The sequence below is a fragment of the Thalassobacillus sp. CUG 92003 genome (genome assembly GCF_013618635.1).
Taxonomy (GTDB): Bacteria; Bacillota; Bacilli; order Bacillales; family Halobacillaceae; genus CUG-92003.
In genome coordinates this window covers 260,751-282,016 of record NZ_JABLSJ010000004.1, presented here as the reverse complement: position 1 = coordinate 282,016, position 21,266 = coordinate 260,751, and the positions used below count along the sequence as shown (strand labels likewise).

Sequence of the window (21,266 nt, the reverse complement as noted above, 5' to 3'; positions counted from 1 at the left end):
ATGGAGCTGAAACTGAACCTGCAATTTTTTGCAGCTGAGGAAAAAACTGAAGAAGCGACCCCGAAAAAAAGGGAAGATAGCAAGAAAAAAGGCCAGGTTGCCAAAAGTCAGGATGTCAATACAGCTATTCTTATGCTGTTTGTGTTCGGGTTGTTATACATAATTGGTGGTTTTTTGAAAGATATTTTCACCGGCTTATATCAAAATGCCTTTCAAGAGTATATGCATTGGGATCTTACCGAGCAAAATGTGTATCAGGTATTTATAGAATCGATAATCGAAATAAGTAAAGCGCTGGCGCCGATCATGGGAGTGGCGATTGTTGCGGGCATCGCATCCAATTTGCTTCAGGTTGGGGTCATGTTTACAGGTGAACCGTTGAAATTCGACTTGAAAAAGATTGACCCCATTAAAGGATCCAAAAAGATTTTTTCTGCTCGGGCTCTAGTGGAGCTGGTGAAATCGTTGTTAAAAATCACATTGATCGGAACAATCACATTTTCGATCATTTGGATAAACAAAAATGAAATATTGATGATGTCACAAAAATCGGTCGACGTGGCGTTGGCGTTCTTTGGAGAAACGACGGTCATCATGGGGCTTGCTTCTGCTTTAGGATTACTGCTGTTGTCTGTACTGGATTACACGTATCAAAAATATGACCATGAGAAAAACATTCGGATGTCCAAGAAAGATATTAAGGATGAAACAAAGAACATGGAAGGCGATCCCCAAGTCAATTCGAAGATTAAAGAAAAGCAAAGGCAAATGTCTATGCAGCGCATGATGAGTGAAGTGCCGGAGGCGGATGTCGTCATCACCAACCCGACCCATTACGCCATAGCGATAAAATATGATGAAGATAAAGCGTCTGCTCCCATTGTGGTGGCCAAAGGCGTGGATTTCATCGCCCAGAAAATCAAGGAAGTGGCCAGAGCAAATGATGTCGTCACGATTGAAAACCGTGCTTTAGCCCGGTCTCTATATCAGGAATCAGACATTGATGAACCGATTGATGAGCAATTTTATAAGGCTGTAGCAGAAGTTCTCGCTTATGTCTATCAGCTGCAGCGAACCGTTTAGAGGGAAGGAGGAATCATTATGGCACCCAGGGATCTTTCTGTATTATTAGGCGTTATTTTAATTATTATCATGTTGGTCATCCCGTTACCGGGCTGGCTGCTCAGTTTTTTGATTCTCGTTAATATCACGCTTGCTCTTATTGTCATCTTAGTGTCTATGAATATGGAAGAACCACTCCAATTCGCCATTTTTCCTTCTTTACTGCTTTTGCTTACCTTGTTCCGACTCGGGTTGAACGTTTCAACGACCAGGTCGATTCTTTCTGAGGCGAATGCCGGGGGTGTTATCGATACTTTTGGTTCCTTCGTTATCGGCGGCAACCCCCTCGTCGGATTTGTTGTATTCGTTATTCTTGTCATTATTCAGTTTCTCGTCATCACGAAAGGTGCTGAACGGGTTTCTGAAGTGGCAGCCCGGTTTACGCTTGATGCGATGCCCGGGAAACAGATGAGCATAGATGCAGATTTGAATGCTGGCATGATCAACGAGCAGCAGGCTAAAGAACGAAGAGAAAAAATTGAACAGGAAGCTGATTTTTATGGCGCTATGGATGGTGGCAGTAAATTTGTGAAAGGTGACGCCATTGCCGGGATCATCATCGTGCTGATGAATATCATTTTCGGGTTGATCATCGGGATGGTGCAAATGGACATGAGCTTCACAGAAGCAATGGATACATACATGCGTCTCACGGTGGGAGATGGACTGGTCAGTCAAATCCCTGCTTTATTGATTTCCACTGCGACCGGCATTGTCGTTACGCGCGTCGCCTCTCAGGGGAATCTGGGAACCGATGTCTCCAACCAGCTCCTGCGCTATCCGAAACTCTTGTATATTGCAGGAGGGACCATCTTCTTCCTGGGATTGACCCCGATCAACTTCTTTTTGACAACGATGATTGCCGGCGTATTGATCTTTGGAGGTTACTGGTTATCACGCACGGATGATGAGCCAGAGTTCGCCGAGCCGGAAGAAACCGATGAACAGGAAAGCGATCAGATGAAATCACCAGATAATGTAGTGAACTTGATCAGCATGGATCCGATAGAATTTGAATTTGGTTACGCGCTTATCCCGCTTGCAGACACCAACCAGGGGGGTGACCTTCTTGATCGTATTGTCATGATCAGAAGGCAATTGGCCATCGAACTGGGGATTGTCATACCCGTGGTTCGCATTAGAGATAATATCCAGTTGAACCCGAATGAATATCGTCTGAAGGTGAAAGGGGACCAGGTTGCGAGTGGAGAACTGCTGTTGGACCATTTCTTAGCGATGAGTCCAGGGGGAGAAGATGATGAAATCGAAGGCATTCAAACAGAAGAGCCGGCCTTTGGTCTCCCAGCCAAGTGGATAACGGAAGACATGAAAGACGAAGCGGAATTGTCAGGCTATACGGTCGTGGATCCTCCGTCGGTCGTTTCGACCCACATAACAGAAGTCATTAAACAACACGCCCATCAATTACTGGGCAGACAAGAAACACAGAGCTTGATTGACCACTTGAAAGCGTCTTACCCGATTTTGGTAGATGAAGTCACACCGGACCCTTTATCGATTGGTGATGTACAAAAAGTATTAGCCAAGCTATTGCGTGAAAATCTTTCTGTGAAAAACTTACCGGTCATTTTTGAAACACTTGCCGATTTCGGCAAAATGACCAATGACACGGAATTATTAGCTGAATATGTTAGACAATCGTTATCGGCTCAAATTACGCAGCAATATGCTAAAGATGACAAATCCATGAAAGTCATAACAGTGGCAGGTGGTGTTGAAAAACTGCTTGCAGAACATATCCAACAAACCGAGCATGGCAGTTATTTGGCGTTGGACCCTGATTCGCAGCAAACGATTATTGAATCGGTGGCAAAGCAAGTTGAGCAATTGTCATTACAGGAGGAAACAGTCATTTTACTGTGCTCACCAGCGGTTCGCATGTACATGAAACAATTGCTGGACCGTTTCCTTCCTCAGGTGGTTGTTTTATCCTATAACGAACTCGAACCACAAGTAGAAGTCCAAAGTGTAGGGGTGGTGAATGTCGCATGAAGGTAAAGAAATTTGAAGCTGATACGATGCCGGAAGTGATGCAGAAGGTGAGAAAGGATTTAGGAACTGACGCTGTTATTTTAAACTCAAAAGAAGTGAAAAAAGGACATTTTCTTGGATTATTCAAGAAAAAAAGCATTGAAGTGATCGCTGCATTAGACCCTGATGAGCTTAAACAGGGATCAGCGTCATTCAATCAATCCAAACCTGTCCCTTCACCTACCCCTTCGTCTTCAACTCCTTTGAACCTGGGGGATAATGACGGGCACAATGAAGCGTATGAAACATCTCGAGATGCCGATTTGATGAAAGAAATCAAAGAATTGAAAAGTTTAATCGGAGAGCAAAGCGCCCCCTCCCGTTACGGAGAAGAGCTCGATACGTGGCGTAAATACCTGGTGGAACAAGGGATCGCTCAGGATATCGCTACTCGAATCATCGAGGCTGTAAATGATAACAGAGCACATTTTGATTATGAAGACATTCCTTCTTTGCTCAAGAGCGCAATGAAAAACGAAATGCCGGACGCCTCTTTTGGGCCGCTTGATTTTCAAAAAAAATATGTCCATTTAGTAGGACCGACAGGGGTTGGGAAAACAACGACTTTGGCGAAGATCGCCGGGGAAGCCGTTTTGAATCATAGAAAAAAGGTCGCTTTGATTACGACAGATACGTACCGGATTGCTGCGATAGACCAATTACAGACGTACGCCAAGATATTGGATATCCCTTTGAAAGTTGCCTATAACCTTGAGGACTATCGCAAAGCAAAAGAGGCTTTTAACAGTTATGACCTCGTTTTAGTAGATACAGCGGGGCGAAACTTTCGAGATGCTCACTACATTCAGGAACTTAAGGATGCAATTGAATTCTCACATGATACAGAAACGTACCTCGTTATGGCTTTAACGGCTAAATCACAAGATATGACGGCGATCTTTCAGCAGTTCAACGAGGTCCCGATTGAGCGCTTTATCTTTACTAAAGCTGATGAGACAGCCAGCTATGGAGCCGCTTTTAATCTTGTGGTAACCCACTCTAAAGGAATAGCTTATATGACAAGTGGTCAAAATGTCCCGGATGATATCGAACCAGGCAGTAAAGTCCAGCTCGTGAAGCAGATTGTTGGTGAAGATGATGGCCGCTGATCAAGCTGAGCAACTTCGGAATAAATTCAAGTTTTCACAGGCTGGCTTGAAACGGGCGAAAACGATTGCCATTACGAGCGGAAAGGGCGGCGTAGGAAAATCGAACTTTTCTCTTAATTTCGCTTTAAGCTTAATTGAAAAGGGGAAGCGTGTGCTGTTATTTGATTTGGATATCGGTATGGGAAACATTGATGTGCTTTTGGGTTTGGCAGCTAACCATCATTTTACCGATATGTTTTATGAAAATCTCGCCATTCATGATATTATAGAATCAGGACCAAATACCCTGTCTTACATATCGGGCGGTTCTGGTTTAAGTGGTATCTTCAACCTGGATTCTCAGCGTTATAAGCAGTTTATCGAGCAATTCGAGCTTTTGGTTTCACACTATGATTATATTTTATTTGATATGGGTGCCGGGGCGACAGATGATAGTCTCGCTTTTATTTCGGCTGCCGATGAAACGATTGTTGTGACTACACCTGAGCCGACTTCCATTACAGATGCTTACGCCATGATTAAACATATCAATCTAAGAAACAAACATGCTTTGATCCATCTGCTTATCAATCGTGTTGATAGTGAAAAAGAAGGAAGAAGGGCTTTTACGAGATTGCAGTCGGTGGTGAGCCGATTTTTAGAATGTGATGTCATATTGCTTGGTATTCTACCCGATGATAAGCATGTTAAACAAGCTGTATCAGAACAAACACCCTTCATCTTACGCTACCAGAAGTGTCAGGTAAGCAAAAGCTTGCACCGTCTCACTCGTACATTTGTAGATGACCGGAAGGCACCTCCTTCGCCAACATCATCATCTTTTTTAACGAAACTAAAACGGTTAGTGACAGAGGGGTAGTAGGATGACGATAATCAAAGTGTTGGTCGTTGATGACTCAGCATTCATGAGAAAGATGATTACAGAGATCCTTGATCGTGATCCCAGGCCGAGCATAGTCGGCATAGCGCGTAACGGACAAGACGGTTTGCTAAAAGCGAAGGAGTTGCAGCCAGATGTCATCACACTTGATATAGAAATGCCGATAATGGACGGGCTGACAGCATTAAAAGCGTTGATGGTTACACAATCTGCTGCTGTGGTGATGCTATCAAGTCTCACACAGCAAGGGGCGCACAGTACAATTCAGGCATTGGCGCTTGGAGCAGTAGACTTTGTAGGCAAACCTTCTGGTGCTATTTCTCTGGATATACAAGCGATCAGTCACGATTTGAAACGTAAAGTGACAGCTGCCGGCCAGGCAAATATTAGGCAGCCCGAGGGATTACCAGCTGGTAATGCGTCAGAAATTACATATGTGAAGGATTTCCCGGCTGGGTCAGGAAAAGCTCCGCGTCTACTGGTAATCGGTGCTTCGACCGGCGGGCCAAGGGCTCTTCTTCATTTGCTCCAAAGCTTACCTTCATCTTTTCCGATTCCGATCGTCATTGTGCAGCATATGCCGGCTGGCTTTACACAATCTCTTGCCCATCGATTAAACAACCATTCACATCTTCATGTTAAAGAAGCTGAAGAGGGAGAACAGCTTGAGAAAGGGGTTGTGTATGTCGCGCCTGGAAACAAGCACGTCGCGATTTCTAAGGTAAAAGAAGGATACGGTGTTGAGTTAAGTGATGATGAGCCGGTTATCGGACATCGTCCGTCCATGACATTTTTATTGCAATCACTAGTTAATCATCCAGAACTCCATATCATAACCGTCATTTTGACAGGCATGGGGGCAGATGGAACCGAAGGACTGCTACAGTTGCACAAACATGAAGCGAAGGTTTATGTTTTGGCAGAATCTCAGGAAACGGCTGTTATATATGGCATGCCGAAAGCGGTCGTAAAAGCAAAGCTTGCAAATGAAATCGTCCCACTATACGAAATGGGGCAGCGTATTGTAAGCATGGTCAATCGCGAGGGGAGAGTATAGAATGGATAATCAATATCTTGAAGTATTCATTGAAGAGAGTAAAGATCATCTGCAATCCATTAACGATCATTTACTGGAATTAGAGAAAAAGCCGGATGACTTAGTCATCGTTGGCGAAATCTTCAGGTCTGCCCATACACTAAAAGGTATGTCGGCCACGATGGGCTACGAGGATCTCGCTAACTTGACGCACAAAATGGAAAATGTGCTGGATGCTGTACGTCATGAACAGCTATCAGTCGGGTCGGATATGCTTGATATTGTCTTTGACTCTGTCGATGATTTAGAAGCAATGGTCGTTGATATTGCCAGTGGTGGGAAAGGGACGAGAAACGTTGAAACTGTCGTCTCTAAACTGCACGCCCTTGAGACAGGTGAAGCTGTTGCAGATACAGCCTCACCTATCGCCACGGCAGTTCCTGACGACCGTGAGGAGCTCCAGTTAGACGAATTCGAGTTGACAGTGTTACAGCAATCAGAAGAAAGCGATCAGAGCAATTTGCGCGTTACCGTCAAGCTTCGTGAGGATTGTCTGTTAAAAGCAGCCCGTGTCTACATGGTGTTTGAAGTGTTCGAACAAATAGGGGAAGTCATCAAATCGGTACCTAATGTGGAACAGTTGGAGAATGAAGAATTTGAACACCAATTTACAGTGCTGCTCGTGACGGGTGACAGTGCCAAGGACGTCCAAGCTAAAGTGATGAAGGTGTCGGAAATTGAGCACGTTGAGGTGTCAGAATTTTCGGTTCAATCTTATTTAACAGAGGGCTCGGAGCAAAAAGACATATCTCGCGATAAAGAAGATGACGTAAAGGATGCAGCCAATCAGCCGACACCATCGTCCTCCTCAGAACCATCTAAACAACAGGTGGGGAATAAAACGATCCGCGTGAACATTGACCGTTTGGATGTACTGATGAATTTATTCGAGGAACTTGTGATCGATCGCGGTCGTCTCGAGCAAATCTCGGATGAGTTACAACACGCTGAACTACAAGAAACTGTTGAGCGCATGAGCAGAGTGTCGGGCGACTTGCAAAGTATTATTTTGAATATGCGCATGGTCCCGGTCGAACACGTATTTAATCGGTTCCCGCGTATGGTCCGGCAGCTGTCTCGTGATTTGAACAAATCCATTAACCTCACTATTGAAGGGGCTGAGACCGAACTCGATCGCACGGTTATTGATGAAATTGGCGATCCGCTCGTTCATTTAATCCGCAATGCAATCGATCATGGCATAGAGGAACCTGACGTCAGGGTGCAACATGGTAAGCCAGAGGAAGGTTCATTGAATCTCAAAGCCTATCATAGTGGAAATCACGTCTTTATTGAAATCTCTGATGACGGTGCTGGTATCAACCGGACGAAAGTTGCAGAAAAAGCAGTAGCAAACGATGTTGTGACAAACAGTCAAGCTGCTAATATGTCAGATAAGCAAATCTATGAGTTGATTATGGCCAGTGGATTTTCAACAGCGGATCACATATCAGATGTCTCAGGCCGAGGCGTAGGACTTGATGTTGTGAAAAGTACGATTGAATCATTGGGCGGCCACATCGGCATTGATTCCGAATGGGGCCACGGCAGTGTGTTTTCCATTCAACTGCCGCTCACTTTATCAATTATCTCCGTCATGCTTGTTGAAGTACAAGCTGAAAAATATGCGATCCCCCTCTCTTCCATCATTGAGACAGCTATTATAAAAGAGGATGAGATCATGTATGCCCATAATAAAGAGGTTATTGATTTCCGAGGTAAAGTCGTGCCATTAGTATTTCTTGAAGAAGTATTTGAAGTTCCTCGAACACGTGAGAAGGACGCTTATTACTCGTTAGTCATGGTGCGTAAAGGAGATAAAATGGCCGGATTAGTCGTCGACTCCTTTATTGGACAGCAAGAAGTGGTATTGAAAACCCTGGGCCATTATCTCTCAGATGCTTTTGCTATCTCAGGTGCTACGATTTTGGGCGATGGTGAGGTTGCGTTGATTCTTGATAGCAATGCTTTAATAAAATGATAGACTTTGTTAACTTTCGGAAGACTTAATTTCGATATAAGAACATAGGCTTCCTTCTTAACAATAGTTAATATCCCATTATGCAATTTACATTTCTAAGCTATCTAGATACATGAACAGATTTATGCAGCACCTTTATGAATGAGGGGCCTTCCACCCATATGAAGATGGGTTGGCTGGGAAATGACGAGACTCCCGCGGGAGAAGGAGCTCGGCGAGACCCCACAGGGAGCCAAGCGACCGAGGAGGCTTGCCGGTTCCCCCGCAGGAAAGCGAGTTATTTCCCAGCCAACCCAAGCTCTTATCGTATAGGACCCATATTATCTAGTAAGTGGAGAGGTGGCACAGTCACATCATAAGGAGGAGATAAAATGGAAAATGAGACGAGCCAACATCTGAAGGTGATCGTTTTTCAACTGCAGGATGAAGAATACGCGGTTCCGGTCGAGCAAGTAGGGTCGATCGAACGTGTGCAAAACATCACGAGGGTGCCGCGTACAGAAGCGTTTGTAAAGGGAGTAATCAATTTAAGAGGAGTCGTTACGCCAATTATCGATTTGCGCTCACGGTTTGACCTGCCTGCTGCAGAATACACGAATGCGACCCGGATTATTATCGTGTCTATCGGAGAAACAAACGTCGGGCTCATTGTCGATTCGGCCAACGACGTTATTGACATACCGGAATCGAGCATAGAACCCCCTCCGGAAATTGTCGGTGATCTGGAAGTGGAGTATCTTCAAGGGGTTGCTAAGCTGGAAAAGCGTTTATTGATTCTCTTAAACTTACACAACGTGCTGACAAAAGAGGAAGTCGATGAATTGCAAGCGATAGAAGGATAGTTATGAACGCATTTAAGCCATTGACTGATAACCAATTAGACGTTGTGAAGGAAATTGGTAATATCGGGGCTGGCCATGCAGCCACAGCCATGTCCCAATTGTTAAATCGTAAAGTAGACATGTTTGTGCCTTCGGTTCGTCAGGTTTCATTGGAGGAGATGACGGAAATAGCAGGTGATAAAGAAACAGAAATAGCCTCGGTGTTTTTACGCATCACCGGCGAGCTTCCGGGAAGTATGTTCTACATTCTCCCTCCTCAACAAGCAAGTCACTATTTAACATTATTGACAGGAGCAGAGATGGGCACGCTCGAGGAATTGGCAGGTTCTGAGATGGCTGTTTCGACGTTATTGGAATTAGGTAATATCCTATCTGGCTCTTATCTGTCGGCATTAGCTGATTTCACTGGACTGACGATCCAGCCCACCGTCCCCTCCCTGGCCATTGATATGGCAGGAGCGATTATTGGAGACGGATTGCTGGAAATTTCACAATTTAGTGATTATGCCATTGTTATTGATACCTTGTTCAGTGAAGGAAGTACAGCGATGAACACTCCTGTCAAAGGTCATGTTCTGCTTTTACCGGATCCTGTATCCTACGATACACTGTTCAATGTTCTGGGAGTTTCTCACAATGACTGAATTAGCCACTATCATCAAGGTAGGCATAGCAGAATGGGATATTGTAAAGGCGCCTAATTTGATCAGAACATCTGGTCTGGGATCGTGTGTAGGGGTAGTTTTATATGACGATCGTCAAGGAATGGCAGGTTTGGCCCACATCATGCTGCCTGACTCAGCAATGGCAAAGCACGACCCTTTTCCAGTAGGCAAATATGCCGATACAGCAGTAATGGAACTTTACCGCCAAATGGTTCAGCAAGGAGCCGGTAAATATAATGTGAAAGCAAAACTTGCTGGAGGCGCTCAAATGTTCCAGTTTCAAGCAGCAAATGATATGATGAGAATCGGGTCCCGTAACATTAATGCTATAAGGGAACAGTTACAGACGCTTCGCATTCCTATCGTCGCCGAAGATATCGGCGGTACAAAAGGCCGTACAATTGAATTTGATCCTGGTACGATGAGGTTGAACATCAGAACTGTACATAAAGGAGTCATTGACATCTAATGGCGGGAACATGGAAATGGAATATGTCGTTCGGGTTGCTTGGAATGGGATTGACGTTTTGGCTTTCCATCTTGAATAATATGCTGCAAACAACTTTAATACGGGCGACGGTCATATTTGTCGTGTTTTTCTTGTTGGCTTATCTGTTCAGATTAGCCTTCGGATACGTGAACCCCCGTTCTGACAACGACAGCACACTAAGTTATCGCCGCGAGCCGACTTCGAATCAGGATGGTAAAGCGCAGTCGTCTACACCGAACGCTGTACCATCAGCAAAAGAGGCATCCAATGTGATTCGTGAAATGTTAAATGAAGATGAATCTTCCCAAAAGAGAGAACACAAGGAATAGTTTAGCTAACAGTTGCGGAGGAGGAATTACATGTCCAACTCTTTATCTCCTCAAGAACATAAATTATGGCATCAGTGGTTACACGAGAGAGATCAAGATGCTGCAAATGAGCTGGTGAAAACATACTTTCATCTCGTTAATTTTCACGTTCAGCGGATTTCAGCCCATCTTCCTAAAAATGTAAACAAAGATGATGTGAAAAGTTTAGGGCTGATGGGCTTGTATGATGCATTAAAAAAGTTCGATTTGGAACGTGACTTAAAATTCGATACGTATGCTTCATTTCGTATCCGGGGGGCCATCATGGACGGTCTGAGAAAAGAGGATTGGCTCCCTCGTTCTGTCAGAGATAAGGCGAAGAGAATAGAACAGGCATCTGAACGGTTAGAACAACGTTATAAGCGCCCGCCAACTTCGTATGAAATCAGTTCTGAGACAGGTATTTCTGCTGAAGATATCGAGGCGACCGTCAAAGATTCTTTATTTGCAAATGTCCTATCGATGGAAGAAAAGCCAAAAGATACAAATGAAGAACATAAAGAAGGAGTAGGGTATTCGTTGGCTGATCAGACAACCTTGACTCCCGTACAAAACGTCATTCAACAAGAAAATTTCAAAGAACTTGCTGAGCAAATTAAGCAATTGAATGAAAAGGAACAAATGGTGATCAGTTTATTTTACCATGAGGAACTGACCTTGACAGAAATTGGACACGTCTTGGAGTTGACGACTTCCCGCATCTCGCAAATTCACGCTAAGGCGATATTCAAACTGAAAGAGGCGCTATCGGAAGTTGTGGAATCCTAACCACTTATCACACAAGGTAACGGAAGAAAGTATTAATTAAATTTCTAGGCGGGAATGATCGAAATGACTGGGATGTTAATCGTGATCGGTTTTATTATGGATGGGTTGATTATATTTGCCCTCCTGACGCTGTCAACGCGCATTAAAAAAGCTGAAGAACTGGAATCAAGGCAGGAACAGGTCGCCAACGAAATAGAAGATTTGTTCACATCCTATCTAACTGAGATTAAAGAAGAGAATGAGAAGTTCAGGCAATTCCAAGCCTCTTCCTCAGGTGCGTCACCTCCGGTCCAGACTGAAGCCCCCCACTCTGGACTAGAGCCTGGTAATCCAACGGACTCATTTCGTAATGGAGAAGAGCAAGGAACTGCATACGAGCCACCCGATATATCATACCGTCCTCCGGCACCGGATGAAGACGAGGATGTTTACATACCATCGGAGCAATCAAAAGTTGCTGCTATGAACGCGCAAGGGTACAGTGTGGAGGCGATTGCCAAAGAATTGAATTTAGGGAAAACGGAGACGGAATTGATCCTCAAATTCCAAAAAGGAAAATAGTCGAATGAGACTTGATATAGCCTATGGCATATGATATATTTACTTTTGGTGTTACTACACACGGTTGTGGATTCATCCAGGAGGTGCTTTTAACATGAAGTCCCTGGAGGAAGATGAAGGAACCGGAGGAAACTACAAAAACCTATTAGGAGGAAACACACATGTCTGTTATTTCTATGAAACAGTTACTAGAAGCAGGTGTTCATTTTGGGCACCAAACTCGTCGTTGGAATCCGAAGATGAAGAAGTATATCTTCACAGAGCGTAATGGCATTTACATCATCGACTTGCAAAAAACCGTTAAAAAGGTTGATGAAGCTTACAATTACGTTAAAAGCATTGCCGAAGAAGGCGGCAGCATCCTGTTCGTTGGTACGAAGAAACAAGCTCAGGATACCGTACGGGATGAAGCGACACGTTGCGGTATGTTCTATATCAACCAGCGTTGGTTGGGTGGAACCTTGACCAATTTCCAAACGATCCGTAAACGTATCAACCGTCTGAAGGATATCGAGCGCATGGAAGTCGACGGCACTGCCGAAGTTCTTCCGAAAAAAGAAGTCGTTGATCTTCTTAAAGAAAAAGATCGTCTCGTTAAATTCCTAGGCGGCATCAAAGAAATGAAAGCTCTACCTGATGCAATGTTCGTGATCGACCCTCGTAAAGAACGTATCGCCATTGCAGAAGCTCATAAACTGAACATTCCGATTGTCGGAATTGTTGATACCAACTGCGATCCTGATGAAATTGATTACGTTATTCCGGCAAACGATGATGCGATTCGCGCAGTGAAATTGCTAACCTCTAAAATGGCTGATGCTATTCTTGAAGTCAATCAAGGTGAAGAAACTGAAGTTGCGACTGAAGAAGCAGAAGCTGATATAGAAGCTGGAACTGTACAAGAGTAAGAAAGGTTTCAATGGTGATAAGAGGGAAACCCTTTTATCACCTTTTTTAAAGAACGTAAGGTGACCAATTTTAAGGAGGACATTACAATGGCTGTAAACGCAAAAATGGTAAAAGAATTACGTGAAAAAACCGGTGCAGGGATGATGGACTGTAAAAAAGCGCTGACAGAAACTGAAGGCGACATGGAGAAAGCAGTAGAATGGTTGCGCGAAAAAGGCATTTCCAAGGCCCAAAAGAAAGCGGACCGTGTAGCAGCTGAAGGCTCCACTTATATCGAAGTGGATGGGAATTCGGCTGTGCTTCTCGAAGTCAACTGCGAAACGGACTTTGTCACAAAAAACGATCAATTCAAGCAGCTTCTCCAGGAACTCGGTAAACACTTAGTTGCAAACCAGCCGGCAACGGTTGAGGAAGCACTCGAGCAAAAGCTGCATGGTGAAGGCGCGAAACTGAATGACTATATCACAGACATCATTGCTAAAATTGGAGAAAAGATCTCTCTTCGTCGTTTTACTATTTTGACTAAAACAGATAACGATGCGTTTGGTGCTTACCTTCATGCGGGCGGCCGCATTGGTGTACTTAACGTTATTGAAGGTACGACAGACCAACAGGTTGCCAAAGACGTAGCGATGCACGTAGCTGCTGTGAGCCCGCGTTACATTTCTCGTGAAGACGTACCGGAAGAAGAGGTTAACAGCGAGCGTGAGATGCTTAAAACACAAGCAATGAGCGAAGGCAAGCCAGAGAACATTGTTGAAAAAATGGTAGAAGGCCGTCTCGGTAAATTCTTTGAAGAGATTTGTTTGCTAGAGCAAAATTTCGTAAAAGATCCAGATCAAAAAGTGAAGCAATATCTTGAGTCCAGCAATGGATCGATCCAAACGTATATCCGTTATGAAGTAGGCGAAGGAATGGAAAAGCGTGAGGATAACTTTGCTGAAGAAGTTATGAGTCAAATCAAGGAATAATAGCGAGGGAGAAATAGGGGACACATGGTGTTCCCTATTTTCAAACCCTTACATAGGCGAATGATGCTCTAACAAAATGTACGTCTATTTCAACAGTGAATATATGGAGGTAACTATGGCACATGCTCGATATCGTCGCATCGTATTAAAATTAAGTGGTGAAGCTTTATGTGGACAAGATGGGTTCGGTATAGAACCCGGTGTTATTCAATCCATTGCCCGCCAGGTAAAAGAAGTAGCAGAATTAGGTGTGGAAGTTGCTGTTGTAGTAGGCGGCGGTAATATATGGCGTGGAAAGGTCGGCAGCCAAATGGGAATGGACCGAGCTAATGCCGATTATATGGGAATGCTTGCAACAGTCATGAATTCCCTGGCGCTTCAGGACAGCTTGGAAAACATGGGCATACCTACGCGCGTGCAAACCTCAATTGAAATGAGACAAGTGGCTGAGCCTTATATAAGGCGTAAAGCGATTCGCCATTTGGAGAAAAAACGCGTCGTCATATTTGCTGCAGGCACTGGAAATCCCTATTTTTCAACGGATACAACAGCGGCCTTGCGCGCTGCGGAAGTGGAAGCCGATGTTATTTTAATGGCTAAAAATAACGTGGATGGGGTCTACACGGATGACCCGAAATTGAACGAGGATGCCCAAAAATATGACCAGCTTTCATATCTTGATGTTTTAAATGAAGGTTTAGGGGTTATGGATTCAACAGCTTCTTCTTTATGTATGGACAATGATATTGATTTATTGGTATTCTCTATAGGTGAAGAAGGTAATATTAAAAAAGCAGTCATGGGTGAAAATATTGGAACGATTGTTAGGGGGAAATGATAGTGTCTGACGCGATAATCAAAGAAACGAAACAGAAAATGAATGAAGCGCTCCAGGCTTTTTCAAAGCAGATAGCTACAGTAAGGGCAGGTCGTGCTAATCCGAACATTTTAGACAATATATATGTGGATTATTACGGTGCATCTACTCCGTTGAACCAACTGGCTCAAGTATCTGCTCCGGAACCGCGGATGCTCGTGGTCACACCGTACGATAAGTCAGCTATTTCTGAAATAGAAAAAGCGATCCAGAAAGCTGACATCGGCGTAGCGCCTTCTAGTGACGGCAACATCATCCGTATCAATATTCCGGCTCTGACTGAAGAGCGACGCAAGGATTTGACGAAGGTCGTCAATAAATATGCTGAAGAATATAAAGTCCAGATCCGAAACATCCGTCGTGATAGCAATGACCGTCTCAAGAAGTTGGAAAAAGACAGCGATCTCACGAAGGATGATCTCCGTTCTTACCAGGATGACGTCCAAAAAGAGACTGATAAGTTCGTAGATGAAGTTGATAAGCTCGCCAAAAATAAAGAGTCGGAAATTATGGAAGTATAAGTTAACGTTTAGCTGGAAGACTACATTCAGAAAAGCCGCGCGGCATCGTTCTGCCAGCGCGGCTTTTCTACGTGAACTGAGAACATATGCTTCCAAACGGATACTTTAAGTGAATAACAGCATGATGTACGATAATAGTATATAATAATATATGATTATCCCTATTGGAGGATTGAACCATGCCAATCAAGTTTCCATTTCGTAACGCTAAATTGAATAAAACAGAGCAACCAATCGGACTTGAGGGTGATCATTTACCTAAACATGTTGCGATCATCATGGATGGGAATGGCCGTTGGGCCAAAAATCGCGGCATGCCCAGAATTGCAGGGCACAAAGAAGGCATGAACGTGGTAAAAAAGGTGGTACGGCATGCCTCAGATTTAGGTGTGAACGTGTTGACCTTGTATGCTTTCTCTACTGAGAATTGGAAGCGGCCGAAAAAAGAGGTCGAATTCCTGATGAAGCTGCCTGTCGACTTTCTTAATACATATCTTCCCGAACTGTTGGAGAAAAATGTCCAAGTCCAAACAATCGGTGAGGTTGATGCTTTGCCTGAACATACGCGCCATGCTGTAAATGAAGCAATTGAACGTACGAAGCATAATGATGGGCTTATTCTGAATTTCGCCTTGAATTATGGGAGCAGGTACGAAATGGTCGAGGCAGTAAAGCAGATTTCAGTGAAAGTGAAGAGTGGTCAATTGACAGCCGATCAAATTGACGAAACGCTGTTTGAAAATCATATGTTCACGTCAGACTTGATCGAACCCGATTTATTGATTCGAACAAGCGGTGAACAGCGCTTAAGCAATTTTTTGCTATGGCAGCTCGCTTATGCGGAGTTTTGGTTCACAGACGTGTTTTGGCCTGACTTCGATGAGACGCTGTTTGAAAGAGCGCTGTACGATTACCAAAATCGCAAACGTCGGTACGGCGGGGTATAAGGTGTGAACGCTTATGAAACAAAGAACGATATCATCTGTATTTTATGTCCTCATCATCCTATCAATGGTGTTACTTGGAGGCACGCCATTTCAAGTATTTGTGTATACACTTGCAACGATAGGCTTATATGAATTAATGCGCATGAAAAAGATTGCGCGTTATTCCGTGTCCTCCATCATCGCAATGGTACTGATGTGGTGTTTAATGCTCCCTGAACAACAATTGATTACAGGGCTGGAAATAGCCATATCAAAAGCAGAGCTCACCCTGCTGGCCGTTTTATTACTGCTGAGTTATACCGTGTTAGTGAAAAATAAATTCACATTTGATGATGCAGGCTTTCTGCTTATATCCGTCATTTATGTCGGGATGGGTTTCAATTATTTGATCGAAACCGAAATGGCAGGGATTCATTATGTGTTTTATGCCCTCTTCGTCGTTTGGGCGACTGACACAGGCGCCTACTTGTTCGGCCGGGCGTTTGGTAAAACTAAATTATGGCCGAAAATCAGCCCAAAGAAAACAGTCGAAGGAGCCATAGGAGGAATCGTCCTGGCATGTGTGGTTGCCTTGATATTTCAATGGGTGGAACCTGTCCATGCTTCGACCTTCCTGACCCTTCTCGTCACTGTATTCGTCTCAATTTTTGGGCAGATTGGCGACTTAGTGGAGTCAGCGTTTAAGCGTCATTACGCAGTCAAAGATTCAGGAAATATTCTGCCGGGGCACGGGGGCGTTTTAGATCGTTTTGATAGTTTGATCTTTATCTTGCCCCTGTTGCATTTAATTAATTTTATAACATAGCTTGTCATAGGAGCGGATTTCATGAAGCATATCAGTTTACTCGGGGCTACCGGCTCAATCGGGATGCAAACCCTTGAAGTCATTAGGCTGCACCCTGATAAATTTTCGTTACATGCTCTTGCGTTTGGGCAAAATGTGGATAAAGCCCTTCCGATCATTCAAGAATTTCAACCTGACATTATCGTCGTGCAGAGCCCTCAAACGAAAAAAGAATTGGAACGGCTCATCTCCCACAAGCGGATATTGACCGGTTCCGAGGGGATGATCGAAGCAAGCACGGATCCAGATGTTGATATTTTAGTCAATGCTGTTATGGGAAGTATCGGGCTGCGGTCAACCTTGCAGGCCATTGAAGCAGGTAAAACAATTGCCATTGCAAATAAGGAAACGCTTGTGACAGCAGGCCATCTTGTTATGGAAGCTGCTCGAAAACATAATGTCTCTCTGCTTCCGGTAGACAGCGAGCATTCTGCTATTCATCAAGCATTGAATGGGGAAATGCATCATCATATTGATCAGCTGATGATCACCGCCTCTGGCGGAAGCTTTCGTGACAAGACAAGAGACCAACTTGCTGATGTGACGGTTGAAGATGCCTTGAATCATCCAAACTGGAGCATGGGGGCTAAAATTACGGTGGATTCGGCTTCGATGATGAACAAAGGATTAGAAGTCATTGAAGCACATTGGCTTTTTGGCGTGCCTTATGAGAAAATACATGTTATTCTTCATAGAGAAAGTGTCATCCATTCTATGGTCGAGTATGTTGACGGAAATGTAATTGCCCAACTGGGGACCCCGGATATGAAAGTGCCGATCCAGTATGCTTTGACATATCCTGGTCGTTTTGAACTTCCGACGACAAAAAGACTTCAATTAGAGGAAATTGCGACCTTGAACTTTGAAAAAATGGATTTTGCCCGTTTCCCTTGCTTACGTATGGCATTCGAGGCTGGCAGGGAAGGAGGCTCGATGCCGACTGTCCTTAATGCCGCGAATGAGGAAGCGGTGCAGCTGTTTTTGCAGGGTAAAATTACGTTTCTGCAAATCGAAGACTTTATCGAAGACGCATTATCGAATCACAATCGCATCGAACAACCAGATCTTGAGACCATCCTGCATATCGATCAAGTTACTAGGCAGCAGATAAAGTCCTATATAAATTAAAAGGAAGGTGCTTCATTTGACAACAGTGATCGCATTTATACTCATGTTTGGACTGCTCGTCTTTGTTCATGAGTGGGGGCATCTCATATTTGCTAAGCGAGCCGGCATGCTTGCGCGTGAATTTGCTATAGGTTTTGGTCCTAAAATCTTTTCATTTATGAAAAACGAAACGCTTTATACCATCAGGCTGCTCCCGATCGGGGGGTATGTCAGAGTCGCAGGGGAAGATCCGGAAATCATTGAGCTTAAGCCTGGCCATCATGTGGGGCTGGAATTCAATGAAAGCGGCAAAGTGAATCGTATTATCGTCAATAACAAATCAAAACATCCCCAGGCAAGAGTGATTGAAGTGGAACATGCTGATTTGGATCACCGCCTCGTCATTGAAGGATATGAAGTTGATGAGGATGAAAAGCTCGGTTTTGAAGTGGACCCTAAAGCATTGTTCGTCATGGACGAAAAAGAAACACAAATTGCGCCATTCAACCGACAGTTTGCTTCTAAATCAGTTCCGCAGCGGGCCATGCAGCTTTTTGCAGGGCCTCTCATGAACTTTGTTCTTGCCGTGGTGCTTTTCTTCATCTTAGGACTTATTCAAGGTGTTCCTGTGGAAGAAGCGAAGATGGGGGATATCGTGGAAAACTCTCCTGCTGAAGCGGCAGGTTTCCAAGCAGGCGATGAAGTCGTGTCCATAGAAGGTGAAAGTGTTGCCAGCTGGGAAGAGTTTACCACTATAATCAGAGACCATCCTGATGAACAATTAAGTGTGGTTGTATTGAGGGACGGTGCTGAGCAATCGCTGAGTGTTACGCCCGAATCGGTGGAGGCACAGGATGTGACGACGGTGAGGATCGGCGTCGAACGAGCTTTTGAAGAATCGTTCTTAAAGACGACGCAATACGGTTTTACCCAAACGTATGAATGGGGGCAGCTCATCTTAGTCAATCTGGGTAAACTTGTGACCGGGCAGTTCTCGCTAGATATGCTCTCGGGCCCTGTCGGGATTTATGATACGACGGATCGCATCGTGCAGACAGGCTTCACGAACTTTATGATGTGGACAGCCATATTGAGTGTGAATCTTGGTATCATCAATCTACTCCCACTACCGGCACTAGATGGCGGCCGACTGTTATTCGTCGGACTTGAAGGGATAAGAGGCAAACCCATTGATCCGCAAAAAGAAGGCATCGTACACTTTATCGGGTTTGCGCTATTGATGTTACTGATGCTCGTTGTAACCTGGAATGATATACAACGCTTGTTTTTATGAGCTTACATCTGGAAGTAAAGAATGGTGCATTACTTTACTTCCAGTTTTTAATTAAGGGGGCTTACAATATGTGTAATAGCTCTCCCTATAGTACATGAATTGAGGTGTAAGGAATGAAGCAAAGTGAAATGCTGTTACCGACTTTAAAAGAAAATCCGACTGATGCAGAAATTAAAAGTCATCAGCTGTTAGTCCGGGCGGGTTACATACGTCAGATCGCGTCCGGTATTTACAGTTTCTTGCCTTTGGGAAATCGTGTATTAAAAAAAGTGGAAGCGATTGTGAGAGAAGAAATGGATCGGGCCGGGGCGCAAGAAATGCTCATGGCTGCCATGCAGCCTTCCGAACTTTGGAAAGAGACAGGTCGGTGGGACACGTTCGGACCTGAACTGATGCGGCTGCACGATCGCCATGAAAGAGAATTTGCGTTAGGCGCTACGCATGAAGAAGTGGTGACGAGCATTGTCCGAGATGAGATCAAGAGCTATAAAAAACTCCCCTTGACCGTATTTCAGATCCAAAATAAATTCCGTGATGAAAAACGGCCCCGTTTTGGGCTATTGCGTGGTCGTGAATTTTTGATGAAGGATGCCTATTCCTTTCACGAGTCTTACGAAAGTCTGGACGAAAGTTACCAGCGGATGTATGACGCCTACTCGAACATATTCCGTCGGTGCGGGCTGAATTTCCGTGCTGTTATTGCAGACTCGGGCGCCATGGGAGGCAAGGATACCCACGAGTTTATGGTGTTGTCTGAGGTCGGAGAAGATGTCATCGCTTATTCGGACTCATCGTCTTATGCAGCAAACGTGGAAATGGCCCCGGTCATCACACAACACGAGGCGACTCAGGAAACATCCCGCCCGATGGAAAAGGTGGCGACCCCTGAGCAAAAAACCATGCAGGAGGTAGCGGATTACTTAGGCCATGATCTGCACAAAGGGTTAAAGTCTATCATGTTCAACATTGACGGTTCATTTGTCATGGTCATTACGCGAGGGGATCATGAAGTGAATGATGTGAAATTGAAGAATTATTATGATGCCAGTTTGATTGATCTAGCATCTGAAGAAGATACACGGCGCGTCATAGGTTCAGGATTTGGTTCGCTTGGCCCTGTCGATGTAAACGAGGACGTGGAAGTAATAGCCGATATGGCCGTAGAGTCCTTAGTTAATGTCTCGTGCGGTGCAAATGAAGAAGGGTATCATTATATCAATGTAACACCTGGACGCGATTTTAAAGTGTCGGCATACGCAGACTTGCGGTTCATAAAAGAAGGTGATCCGTCTCCTGATGGGGAAGGCATCATTCAGTTTGCAAGAGGGATAGAAGTCGGGCATGTATTTAAATTGGGGTCGTTCTATGCTGAACGGATGAATGCCTCTTATTTAGATGCTCAAGGTAAATCGAATACCATGCTCATGGGCTGCTATGGTATTGGTATCTCCCGCACCCTGGCATCCATTGTTGAGCAGTATCATGATGATAACGGCATAACGTGGCCGATGAATCTGGCGCCTTATCAGGTTCATCTCTTGTCGATGAACCCTAAAAAAGAGGAGCAGAAGTTGCTTGCAGATGATTTGTATCAATCGTTACAAGCATCAGGAATAGATGTATTGTATGATGACCGTAAAGAACGAGCAGGTGTCAAATTTGCCGACAGTGACTTAATCGGTATTCCGCTTCGTATCACAGTCGGTAAAAGAGCCGGTGATGGACTTGTGGAATTCAAAGTGCGGGCGACGGGGGATCAATCAGAACACGAGCAACACGACATCATCGACCATGTACAGACATTGCTTTCAACCTGATATAAGAAAAAGGTATCTTGCGGTAAACGAATACCCTTGCTAAAG

General features: G+C 44.4%; 21 protein-coding genes. All 21 read left to right on the top strand.

Features of this window, described 5'->3' with window-relative positions:
- Complete coding sequence (flhB, locus tag HOP45_RS08190; RefSeq protein ID WP_181348727.1) at positions 1–1,083, top strand: flagellar biosynthesis protein FlhB; 1,083 nt, start codon at positions 1–3, stop codon at positions 1,081–1,083.
- Positions 1,084–1,101: 18 nt separating this feature from the next.
- The gene (gene flhA / locus HOP45_RS08185) at positions 1,102–3,135 is read left to right on the top strand and encodes a flagellar biosynthesis protein FlhA (RefSeq protein ID WP_181348725.1); all 2,034 of its coding nucleotides are present in this window, start codon (positions 1,102–1,104) and stop codon (positions 3,133–3,135) included.
- Entirely contained in the window at positions 3,132–4,283 is a 1,152-nt protein-coding gene (flhF, locus tag HOP45_RS08180; RefSeq protein WP_181348723.1) for a flagellar biosynthesis GTPase FlhF, read from the top strand. The genes flhA and flhF overlap by 4 nt, the downstream gene beginning before the upstream one ends.
- Positions 4,270–5,142, top strand: coding sequence for a MinD/ParA family protein (locus tag HOP45_RS08175; protein ID WP_255437561.1), 873 nt, complete (start codon positions 4,270–4,272; stop codon positions 5,140–5,142). The genes flhF and HOP45_RS08175 overlap by 14 nt, the downstream gene beginning before the upstream one ends.
- A gap of 4 nt (positions 5,143–5,146) precedes the next feature.
- Positions 5,147–6,220 carry a protein-glutamate methylesterase/protein-glutamine glutaminase gene (locus tag HOP45_RS08170; RefSeq protein WP_181348722.1) on the top strand — a complete coding sequence of 358 codons (1,074 nt, stop codon included), beginning with the start codon at positions 5,147–5,149 and terminating at the stop codon, positions 6,218–6,220.
- A gap of 1 nt (position 6,221) precedes the next feature.
- Positions 6,222–8,240, top strand: a complete 2,019-nt coding sequence (locus tag HOP45_RS08165; RefSeq protein ID WP_181348720.1) for a chemotaxis protein CheA — start codon at positions 6,222–6,224, stop codon at positions 8,238–8,240.
- Between the two features lie 371 nt (positions 8,241–8,611).
- Positions 8,612–9,082: a chemotaxis protein CheW gene (locus HOP45_RS08160; protein WP_181348718.1), complete on the top strand. Its 471-nt coding sequence runs from the start codon at positions 8,612–8,614 to the stop codon at positions 9,080–9,082.
- A 2-nt stretch (positions 9,083–9,084) separates the two neighbouring features.
- The gene (locus HOP45_RS08155; protein WP_181348716.1) at positions 9,085–9,726 is read left to right on the top strand and encodes a chemotaxis protein CheC; all 642 of its coding nucleotides are present in this window, start codon (positions 9,085–9,087) and stop codon (positions 9,724–9,726) included.
- Entirely contained in the window at positions 9,719–10,216 is a 498-nt protein-coding gene (locus HOP45_RS08150) for a chemotaxis protein CheD (protein WP_181348714.1), read from the top strand. Before HOP45_RS08155 ends, HOP45_RS08150 begins: the two co-directional genes overlap by 8 nt.
- Positions 10,216–10,566, top strand: coding sequence for a hypothetical protein (locus tag HOP45_RS08145; protein ID WP_181348712.1), 351 nt, complete (start codon positions 10,216–10,218; stop codon positions 10,564–10,566). Before HOP45_RS08150 ends, HOP45_RS08145 begins: the two co-directional genes overlap by 1 nt.
- 30 nt (positions 10,567–10,596) lie before the next feature.
- Positions 10,597–11,373, top strand: coding sequence for a FliA/WhiG family RNA polymerase sigma factor (locus tag HOP45_RS08140; protein WP_181348710.1), 777 nt, complete (start codon positions 10,597–10,599; stop codon positions 11,371–11,373).
- A 63-nt stretch (positions 11,374–11,436) separates the two neighbouring features.
- Positions 11,437–11,934, top strand: coding sequence for a hypothetical protein (locus tag HOP45_RS08135; RefSeq protein ID WP_181348708.1), 498 nt, complete (start codon positions 11,437–11,439; stop codon positions 11,932–11,934).
- A 161-nt stretch (positions 11,935–12,095) separates the two neighbouring features.
- The gene (gene rpsB, locus HOP45_RS08130) at positions 12,096–12,842 is read left to right on the top strand and encodes a 30S ribosomal protein S2 (RefSeq protein ID WP_181348706.1); all 747 of its coding nucleotides are present in this window, start codon (positions 12,096–12,098) and stop codon (positions 12,840–12,842) included.
- An 87-nt stretch (positions 12,843–12,929) separates the two neighbouring features.
- Positions 12,930–13,814, top strand: a complete 885-nt coding sequence (tsf, locus tag HOP45_RS08125) for a translation elongation factor Ts (RefSeq protein ID WP_181348704.1) — start codon at positions 12,930–12,932, stop codon at positions 13,812–13,814.
- Between the two features lie 115 nt (positions 13,815–13,929).
- Complete coding sequence (gene pyrH / locus HOP45_RS08120; RefSeq protein ID WP_181348702.1) at positions 13,930–14,652, top strand: UMP kinase; 723 nt, start codon at positions 13,930–13,932, stop codon at positions 14,650–14,652.
- 2 nt (positions 14,653–14,654) lie between these two features.
- Positions 14,655–15,212, top strand: a complete 558-nt coding sequence (gene frr, locus HOP45_RS08115; protein ID WP_181348700.1) for a ribosome recycling factor — start codon at positions 14,655–14,657, stop codon at positions 15,210–15,212.
- Between the two features lie 179 nt (positions 15,213–15,391).
- Positions 15,392–16,159 (top strand): undecaprenyl pyrophosphate synthase, encoded by a 768-nt coding sequence (locus tag HOP45_RS08110; protein WP_181348698.1) that lies wholly within the window; start codon positions 15,392–15,394, stop codon positions 16,157–16,159.
- Between the two features lie 13 nt (positions 16,160–16,172).
- Positions 16,173–16,964 (top strand): phosphatidate cytidylyltransferase, encoded by a 792-nt coding sequence (locus HOP45_RS08105; RefSeq protein ID WP_181348696.1) that lies wholly within the window; start codon positions 16,173–16,175, stop codon positions 16,962–16,964.
- Positions 16,965–16,985: 21 nt separating this feature from the next.
- Positions 16,986–18,131, top strand: a complete 1,146-nt coding sequence (gene dxr / locus HOP45_RS08100; protein WP_181348694.1) for a 1-deoxy-D-xylulose-5-phosphate reductoisomerase — start codon at positions 16,986–16,988, stop codon at positions 18,129–18,131.
- A 16-nt stretch (positions 18,132–18,147) separates the two neighbouring features.
- Complete coding sequence (rseP, locus tag HOP45_RS08095; protein ID WP_181348693.1) at positions 18,148–19,404, top strand: RIP metalloprotease RseP; 1,257 nt, start codon at positions 18,148–18,150, stop codon at positions 19,402–19,404.
- Between the two features lie 113 nt (positions 19,405–19,517).
- Positions 19,518–21,221: a proline--tRNA ligase gene (locus tag HOP45_RS08090; RefSeq protein WP_181348691.1), complete on the top strand. Its 1,704-nt coding sequence runs from the start codon at positions 19,518–19,520 to the stop codon at positions 21,219–21,221.
- Positions 21,222–21,266 lie beyond the last annotated feature (45 nt).

Excerpts from the sequence above, each read along its gene's own strand:
- flhB (WP_181348727.1), top strand. The coding sequence starts at position 1 with ATGGAGCTGAAACTGAACCTGCAATTTTTTGCAGCTGAGGAAAAAACT.
- flhA (WP_181348725.1), top strand. The coding sequence starts at position 1,102 with ATGGCACCCAGGGATCTTTCTGTATTATTAGGCGTTATTTTAATTATT.
- flhF (WP_181348723.1), top strand. The coding sequence starts at position 3,132 with ATGAAGGTAAAGAAATTTGAAGCTGATACGATGCCGGAAGTGATGCAG.
- HOP45_RS08175 (WP_255437561.1), top strand. The coding sequence starts at position 4,270 with ATGATGGCCGCTGATCAAGCTGAGCAACTTCGGAATAAATTCAAGTTT.
- HOP45_RS08170 (WP_181348722.1), top strand. The coding sequence starts at position 5,147 with ATGACGATAATCAAAGTGTTGGTCGTTGATGACTCAGCATTCATGAGA.
- HOP45_RS08165 (WP_181348720.1), top strand. The coding sequence starts at position 6,222 with ATGGATAATCAATATCTTGAAGTATTCATTGAAGAGAGTAAAGATCAT.
- HOP45_RS08160 (WP_181348718.1), top strand. The coding sequence starts at position 8,612 with ATGGAAAATGAGACGAGCCAACATCTGAAGGTGATCGTTTTTCAACTG.
- HOP45_RS08155 (WP_181348716.1), top strand. The coding sequence starts at position 9,085 with ATGAACGCATTTAAGCCATTGACTGATAACCAATTAGACGTTGTGAAG.
- HOP45_RS08150 (WP_181348714.1), top strand. The coding sequence starts at position 9,719 with ATGACTGAATTAGCCACTATCATCAAGGTAGGCATAGCAGAATGGGAT.
- HOP45_RS08145 (WP_181348712.1), top strand. The coding sequence starts at position 10,216 with ATGGCGGGAACATGGAAATGGAATATGTCGTTCGGGTTGCTTGGAATG.
- HOP45_RS08140 (WP_181348710.1), top strand. The coding sequence starts at position 10,597 with ATGTCCAACTCTTTATCTCCTCAAGAACATAAATTATGGCATCAGTGG.
- HOP45_RS08135 (WP_181348708.1), top strand. The coding sequence starts at position 11,437 with ATGACTGGGATGTTAATCGTGATCGGTTTTATTATGGATGGGTTGATT.
- rpsB (WP_181348706.1), top strand. The coding sequence starts at position 12,096 with ATGTCTGTTATTTCTATGAAACAGTTACTAGAAGCAGGTGTTCATTTT.
- tsf (WP_181348704.1), top strand. The coding sequence starts at position 12,930 with ATGGCTGTAAACGCAAAAATGGTAAAAGAATTACGTGAAAAAACCGGT.
- pyrH (WP_181348702.1), top strand. The coding sequence starts at position 13,930 with ATGGCACATGCTCGATATCGTCGCATCGTATTAAAATTAAGTGGTGAA.
- HOP45_RS08110 (WP_181348698.1), top strand. The coding sequence starts at position 15,392 with ATGCCAATCAAGTTTCCATTTCGTAACGCTAAATTGAATAAAACAGAG.
- HOP45_RS08105 (WP_181348696.1), top strand. The coding sequence starts at position 16,173 with ATGAAACAAAGAACGATATCATCTGTATTTTATGTCCTCATCATCCTA.
- dxr (WP_181348694.1), top strand. The coding sequence starts at position 16,986 with ATGAAGCATATCAGTTTACTCGGGGCTACCGGCTCAATCGGGATGCAA.
- HOP45_RS08090 (WP_181348691.1), top strand. The coding sequence starts at position 19,518 with ATGAAGCAAAGTGAAATGCTGTTACCGACTTTAAAAGAAAATCCGACT.